At 35.4% G+C, this 8,048-nt stretch carries 6 protein-coding genes and 1 pseudogene; 6 read left to right on the top strand and 1 reads right to left on the bottom strand.

From position 1 onward, the window contains the following. Window positions 1-398: PH domain-containing protein (locus tag ACY651_RS13065; protein ID WP_462253428.1), on the bottom strand; the 398-nt coding region annotated here is incomplete at its 3' end. Window positions 399-543: 145 nt separating this feature from the next. Between ACY651_RS13065 and ACY651_RS13070 the strand changes: the two genes are divergently transcribed. From ACY651_RS13070 to ACY651_RS13095, 6 genes and pseudogenes are all read left to right on the top strand, one after another. After that, the gene (locus tag ACY651_RS13070) at window positions 544-1,131 is read left to right on the top strand and encodes a TrmH family RNA methyltransferase (RefSeq protein WP_462253430.1); all 588 of its coding nucleotides are present in this window, start codon (window positions 544-546) and stop codon (window positions 1,129-1,131) included. Window positions 1,132-1,261: 130 nt separating this feature from the next. Continuing rightward, window positions 1,262-4,249: an alpha/beta hydrolase family protein gene (locus ACY651_RS13075; RefSeq protein WP_462253432.1), complete on the top strand. Its 2,988-nt coding sequence runs from the start codon at window positions 1,262-1,264 to the stop codon at window positions 4,247-4,249. Window positions 4,250-4,412: 163 nt separating this feature from the next. After that, a pseudogene (locus ACY651_RS13080) lies at window positions 4,413-4,808 on the top strand (restriction endonuclease PLD domain-containing protein); the annotation flags it as partial. A gap of 1,491 nt (window positions 4,809-6,299) precedes the next feature. Continuing rightward, window positions 6,300-6,455, top strand: coding sequence for a hypothetical protein (locus ACY651_RS13085; RefSeq protein WP_462253434.1), 156 nt, complete (start codon window positions 6,300-6,302; stop codon window positions 6,453-6,455). A gap of 339 nt (window positions 6,456-6,794) precedes the next feature. Next, entirely contained in the window at window positions 6,795-7,364 is a 570-nt protein-coding gene (locus tag ACY651_RS13090) for a DUF4256 domain-containing protein (protein WP_462253436.1), read from the top strand. A 133-nt stretch (window positions 7,365-7,497) separates the two neighbouring features. Further along, window positions 7,498-7,932: a DUF1801 domain-containing protein gene (locus ACY651_RS13095; RefSeq protein WP_462253438.1), complete on the top strand. Its 435-nt coding sequence runs from the start codon at window positions 7,498-7,500 to the stop codon at window positions 7,930-7,932. Window positions 7,933-8,048 lie beyond the last annotated feature (116 nt).

Consider the following 8,048-nt stretch of genomic DNA (forward strand, 5'->3'; position numbering starts at 1 on the left):
GGATGATGGATGAGGGTGTATTTTGTTTCACCCATTTCGGCAGCGGTTTGTATATCTACATTGCCGTAGCCAAAAATGCGGCCCATTAAAGGCTGGTCGTATTCTACATTATTTATTTTATCTAAAGGGCTTTCTTTGGAATAGCGGGTAAAAAAACCACTTTCGTCCACCACCCTCATATTGGTAACACCCCATAAATTGTATTTCCAGTTAATGTACTCCACCATAGGGTAAATGGCTGTAATTAAAATAATGATGAATGCAATAGTATAATTGGTCATCAGCAGTAATAAAATTGTAGAAAGCAGCAGCCATGCAAAAATGGGCAGCACTAATTTTATCCAGTGCTGGCGAATAATGATCAATAATTTTTCGTCTTTTTTTAATTGTGTTCTCATGTTATAAAGCTGATAACTGTTTTGTATATCGCCCCAATCCCTGATGGGTGATTGAAGTATTAAAATTTCTATCCTCTATAAATATACAATCATTCTTAATTGCATTGTTCAAAAATTTCTTGTATTTAAATTTGTATTTTTGGGCATGACACCAGAACGCAACGAACGGCTTACAACAGTTTTAAACAAACGCCAGCCCGATCTTACTGTAGTTTTAGAAAACGTTTTTGATCCGCATAACATCAGCGCTGTAATGCGTACCGCCGATGCCGTGGGTATGCAGGATATTTTTATTTTGAATACTAAAATTCCACCACATAAAAAGTGGGGAGCTAAAAGTAGTTCCAGCGCTGCCAAATGGTTAACGGTGCATCAGTACACCGATGCCAATGAATGCTTTGCTGAATTACGCAAACGCTATAAAAAAATTTACACCACACATTTAAGCAGCGATGCCGTTGGATTGCATGAGTTAAATTTAACCGAACCTGTGGCTTTAGTTTTTGGCAATGAACACAGTGGCGTTAGCGAAGAAATTATTGCTTTGGCCGACGGCAATTTTATTATTCCGCAGGTGGGTATTATAAAGTCACTAAATATTTCTGTGGCCTGTGCTGTTACTTTGTATGAAGCCTACCGCCAAAAAAATAATGCCGGGCATTACGATGCCATAAAATTGCAAGGCGAAAGATTAGAAGGGTTAAGGAATGAATGGGGGTTTTTGGAAGATTGATTTCTGTCTGAACGCAGATTTGGGTGGATTTTAAAAGATTAAAAGGATTTATCATTTTTAAAATCCTTTTAATCTTTTCAAATCCCCGTTCATACAAATGCAATAACTTTATTGCTCCAAAACTTTACACATGAAAAGATTTTTCTCCATTTTACTTTTAGTAATTGCTTTTTCCGCAACCGCACAAAACAAAAAACCACTGGACCATACCGTTTACGACAACTGGAAAAGCATTGGCGAACGCATGATAAGCAACGATGGAAAATTTGTGGTGTACGCTGTTAATCCGCAGGAAGGGGATGGCGAATTAGTTATTCAAAACCCTCTAACAAAATATAAAAAAATTATACCCCGTGGTTACAGCGCTGTAATTACCGAAGACAGTAAATATGCAGTGTTTAAAATTAAACCTCCTTTTCAGGATACAAGGCAGGCCAGGATTAAAAAGAAAAGACCCGATGATATGCCAAAAGATTCTTTGGGCATTATTGAACTGGGTGCAGAAAGCGTAACCAAATTTGCCCGTACCAAAACTTTTAAATCCCCCGAAAAAGGCGCAGGCTTTATTGCTTATCATATTGAAAAGCCAATGCCAGACAGTACCAAAAAAACAAAAGTGGCAGTGTACGATTCTGCCAAAGCAAAAATAGATATGCTGGTAAAGCTGGCCGACTCTATTATAAAAAAATCAATTGATTCCATTGGAGGAAGAATTAATAAGCAGGAAGTAATTGAAGCAGCACAAAAAGCCGCTAAACAAATTTTAAAAAAAGCTGATGAAGATTTAACAGAGTTAAAAGATGCCGATGGCGATGATGCCATAGCCAGCGCTGCAACCGAAGGCACCGATTTAATTTTACGAAGGCTTATTGACGGGAAAGAAAAAACTTTCAAACTGGTAAGCGAATATTTTTTTAATAAAAAAGCCACCAGGCTTTTAATTGAAACTACAAAAAATAATAAAGATAGTAACAGCAAAGCCATGGTGTTACTGTACGATTTGTATGGCGAAAAAACTGATACATTAATAAGAGGCTGTAACGATTGTAAAAATTATGCTTTTGATGAGGAAGGAAATCAACTGGCCTTTGTTGCTGAAAGAGACAGCAGTACAAAATCACTCACCAAATTTTATAAACTCTGGCATTATACTAATGGGCAAGACAGTGCAAAACTGCTGGCAGAAAAAAATACAGTGGGTATGAAAGTCGGCAGCACCATCAGTGAAAATGCCACTCTTGTATTTAGTAAAGATGGTAAAAAATTATTTTTTGGTACTGCTGCCATTAAACCTGCTAAAGATACCACGCTGATAGATTTTGAACTGGCCCGTGTGGATGTATGGCATTACAACGACGATTATTTACAACCGCAGCAATTAAAACAATTAGATGCCGAATTAAAACGCAGCTACACTGCAGTAATAAATATCGGTGAAAATAAATTGGTACAACTGGGAGCCGAAGACGCAGAAAGAATTACTCTGCCAAATGAAGGTAGTGCCGATTGGGTTTTAGCCACCACCAATAAAGACAACCGGAAAGAATTGCAATGGACGGGCAATACAAAAACATCGGCGTATGTTATCCGTACAGCAGATGGCACAAAAAAATTAGTAGCAGCAAATGTACAGGCCAACTTTAATGCTTCCCCTGCTGGTAAATATGTGTACTGGTACGATGAAGCGAAGAAAAATTATTTTACTTATGATGTGGCAACAGGTGCTACAAAAAATGTAACTGAAAAAATAAAAGTACCCATTTACGAAGAAGATAATGATGTGCCCGATCATCCCAATCCTTATGGTATAATGGGCTGGAGCAACGATGATAAAAATTTTTATGTGTACGACCGTTACGATGTTTGGAATGTAGATCCGGATGCTGCTGCAATGCCTGCAACAATTATCGACCCTTCAAAAATGCCCCGTAAAAATAAAATTACGTACCGCTATATTTCCACCGACAGGGAAGAACGTTTTGTAAATACAGAAAAGCCATTGGCATTTCGGGTGTTTGATAATATTGCAAAAACTATGGTGCTGGATGCATCAACTTTAAAAAACAATTTTCTTTCTTTTAGTAATAAACCCGAAAAAAATGTATTTGGTTTTCCTTTAAAAGCAAAAAATGCTATGGCATTTATTTATACCAAAGAAAATTATGCATCATCGCCCAATTTATATTACACCAGCACATCGGTTGAAGATGAAATGGTATTAAGTGATATTAATCCACAGCAAAAAGATTTTAACTGGGGCACTGCCGAATTATTTAAATGGAAAACTTACAATGGCAAACAAAGCGAAGGTATTATTTACAAGCCCGAAAACTTCGACCCTAAAAAGAAGTACCCGATGATAAGTTATTTTTACGAAAAACTATCTGATGGTTTGTACAGTTATAACGCACCATCGCCTACGCCGAGCCGCTTAAATATTTCTTTTTTTGTAAGCCGTGGCTATGTAGTTTTTGCGCCGGATATTTCTTACACCACCGGCCACCCCGGCAACGATGCCTATAATTATATTGTAAGCGGCGTAAGGGCTGTTGTAAAATTGGGTTATGTGGACAGTACCAAACTCGGCCTGCAGGGGCAAAGTTGGGGCGGCTATCAAACGGCATATCTTATTACTAAAACAAAATTATTTGCCGCCGCATGGGCAGGCGCACCTGTTGCCAACATGACGAGTGCTTACGGCGGCATACGCTGGGGTACGGGTCTCAACCGCCAGTTTCAATACGAAAAAACACAGAGCCGTATTGGTGCCACGCTTTGGGAAAAACCAAATCTGTATATCGAAAATTCGCCGCTGTTTCATTTACCCAAAGTAACCACGCCATTGGTAATAATGAGTAACGATGCTGATGATGCCGTGCCCTGGTACCAGGGCATAGAAATGTTTACGGCTATGCGTAGACTTAATAAACCTGTTTGGTTATTGGTGTACAATGGCGAAGCCCATAATTTAATTGAAAGAAAAAACCGTAAAGATATTCAAATACGGGAACAACAATTTTTTGACTGGAAACTTAAAGGAGAGAAGCCGGCTAAATGGTTAATAGATGGTGTGCCTGCAACACAAAAAGGAATTGATTGGGGGTTGAAGGTGGAGTAGTGCAAAGAGGTTTGCGAAGCTTTTAAAGTTTGGCAAACCTAGCGAAGTAAAAACGAAAGCCTGGGAGTTTTGTATTTAAGATGATTTTTTTATAACAGTTTGAAAGGGGGAAACTTTCGCATATATTTGAGTTAGCTGTCACGCTAGACAGACCCTGCATAAAATGAAAATACTTTCAAACAGCGAAGCTAAAAATCACAAAACAGAAATTTTAACTGCATTTGAATTTGCAGAAGAGATTATTATTTGTACAGCTTTTCTAAAATATTCAGGTCTTAAATCTTTTTTGGAAGTAATAAATAAAAAAAGCTTTAAAGTAACTTTTTACGTTGGGACAAATTTCTATCAGACAGAACCTAACGCCTTAAAGCAATTATTTACAGACAACCATATTATCTATTTAAACAGAGAAAGTTTTCCGACTTTTCATCCTAAAATATTCTTCTTTAGAACTCAAAATAATGTAAAGCTATATATCGGTTCAGCCAATTTGACAAGTGGTGGTTTAGAAAATAATATAGAAACATCTATAGAATGCGATACGACCATAGACTCATTATTGCATAAAGATTTAATGGAGCAGTTTACATATTTCAATACAAAATCAAAAAAAATTGAAATACTTGAAACAATATTAGATTATGAAAAAAGGTATAAAATTTATAGAGAACGTCACAAAATAGCAGATATTGAATTTAAAAAAGAAGAAGAAAAAATTATTGAAAGAGAAAGATTAAGAGAAGAAGAAAGATATAGGAAAATTGAAGAAGAAAAATTAAAAAGTAAACAATCAACCTCAACTTCTGAAAGAAATAGAAATAGATTTTTAATAACAGATGAATATAAAGAAACTTGGCTAATTTATTTTAATGAATTCATCGAATTTAAAAAAGAAAATGGTGGAAACACAATCATTCCAGAAGGTCATAAGTTGTATAATTGGTATAAAAGGCAGAGAGAGTTTTATAATCATAGAGACGAGAATGGTGTAAGAGCTATTCTACCAGACCACTTAGAATTATTGGATAAAGAAAATTTCTTTTGGGGCAATCCAAACGAAATTATATGGATGCAAAAATGGGAAAACAAATTAGCAAGAGTTGATGCTTACTGCAAATCAAAAAAGCAAAAGTTTGCGTGGATTACGGTAGATAAAAAAAATAAGCAAAATCCTTTAAATGATTTAGCACAATGGTGTATGGACCAAAGATTAAGATTGGAGCAGTTGAAAAATGAAAAAAATTATAAAACCAAAAAGAGAAAGATTACTGAATATGAAATTAAACGTCTGAAAGATATTCACTTTCTTGAGAGTTCAGAAGATGACGAAAGAAATATCAATCAGGAAGTTATTATAGATAAATTAATTTTAATTGAGCAATTGAAAAAAGAAAGATTATCGCAAAATAATTATAAATGGCTTCCTTCACAGACAGACCCAAATCCTGAAATAGCTGACTTGGGTAATTGGTTAGAAGATAAACTTGTATGGATTAAATCACAAAGGAAGAAAAATGGAAATAGGGAAATACTACAGAATATTGTTAAAGAATTAGAAGACTTAGAAATTAATACAGGGCTTGGTATAATTGGAACTTACTTTGACTTTTTCGCCAAAAAATACAAAGAATTGCGTTCTAAGTACCCAATGGAAAATCCAAAAGGTGAAGAAAGAAAACCTTATGCTAAAGTGATACAATGGGAAATAACCAACAGAAATAAATTTGATAAATATCCAGAGTGGCGACAAATAAAGCTAAAAGAGTTGGGTATCACAAGGGAAAGCCCGAACAGCTAACATTAGGTTTGGCATTATTGAGGCTTGACAAATATGCCTCAACATTTGGTTGTCAACTTTTTTCAGGATGTGTCAGTTCTTTATTGTGCTTTAGTGCGGGCAGGACGTTATAAATTTGGCTTATGAATAAAACATCAGCAATATTGCAATTATTGGTCTTCGGTTATGGGCTGACGGAACTCGAATTTCCCAACAACGCCAAGACTTTTTCATTACCGGAAATTTATTGAACCACTTTTAAAATTTGAGGTTATGTCTTGGACTCTAAAAAAAGATACACTATTTGACAAATCATCTAAAGAAATAACTTATTTCCTTCCGACTGCCTCCGACAAAGAAAAGTTGATGATAAAAAATGGTGACGACTTAATTGATTTAATCGGTGAGTTTATGATTGGTTATGACTAAGGCAAAAAACAAGTTTCCAAAAAGCTGTTTGAGAAATTCAAACAAATTATAGACACAAAAGCCGACTATAAAATTGATTGGACAGTTACAACCGAAGGCGAGTTAATTAATGAAAACAATCAAGTTGTTTGCATTTTTACAACTCCAGACTCAATTCATGCAAAACTCATAAACCACCTTCCAATAATATATGACGCTGTAAAAGACCTTGTGAATGATTTATCATCAACTAAAGGCTTGACTTTGAAAAAAATTTACAATAAAGTTTGTGAGTATTATGACAGGACAATTTAGCGACCTATTCAATATTAATAAAAAAGTATATAAATTTTAATAGAAATGAAAAAGCAATTGTCATCAAAACAACACTCAGCACTTCTCAATACATTAAAAACCCGTTTTGAAAAAAATATAAACCGCCATAAAGGTATCGATTGGGCGAAAGTGCAGGCAAAGTTAGAAGTCAATAATGAAAAACTTTGGTCGCTTAATGCAATGGAAGAGAGTGGCGGTGAACCGGATGTTGTTGACTATGATAAAAAAACAGGCGAGTATATTTTTTATGATTGTGCTGCAGAAAGTCCTAAAGGCCGCAGAAGTATTTGCTACGATCATGAAGCGCTGGAAAAAAGAAAAGAAAATAAACCGGAAAACAGTGCTGTTGAAATGGCTGCAGAAATGGGTATTGAACTTTTAACGGAAGAGCAATACCGGTACTTGCAATCCTTACAAAAGTCAGGAGAAAATTTTGATACGAAAACATCAAGCTGGATAAAAACGCCTGCTGCTATCAGAAAACTTGGCGGGGCACTTTTTTGTGATTACCGCTATGGCAATGTTTTCTTGTATCATAATGGAGCAGAATCTTATTATGCTGCAAGAGGTTTCCGTGGGTTGTTAAAGGTGTAAATTTTCTGCTACTGCTGTTATTCTGTTTTGCATCAGCAAAGATTTATAAAAGCAGGAAAGTTTTGGTATTTGTAAAAGATTGTTTGAAATTGATGTGAATTATAAACCATTGTAAAACAAATAATAATTTCAAATGGCAGAAAAAAAATCAAAACTGGCTGTAATAAAAACAAAACCAACCACAGCAAGGGCAGAAGATTTTATTAATAGCCTTCCAAGTGAACAAAAACGTAAAGACAGTTTTGTGCTATTGGAAATGATGAAAAAAGCAACTGGTGAAGCGCCAATATTATGGAGCAACTCTATCATCGGTTTTGGCATTAAAAGATACAAAAGCCCCACCAGTGGCAGAGAGGTAGATTGGCTACGTATAGGTTTTGCACCCCGTAAAACTAATCTGTCGATATATATTAGCGTTGGTATTATGGAACATGCAGCTGCTCTAAAAAAACTGGGCAAGCATAAAACAGGTGTTGGTTGCCTTTACATAAATAAATTGGAGGATATTGATATAAAAGTGCTGAAAGAAATGATAACTGCAGCTGCAAATAAAAGTAATACCAATTAGACATTGAATCTATCCGATTAAAAAAATGTCAGGTTGAGGCACTCATGCATAGCATCCTGCGTATAAAAGAAAAATTTTAAGCTCTTTGCAAATGACAAAAACTTCTATTCCATTGG

The sequence above is a fragment of the Ferruginibacter sp. genome (assembly GCF_031391665.1).
Lineage (GTDB): Bacteria > Bacteroidota > Bacteroidia > Chitinophagales > Chitinophagaceae > Ferruginibacter.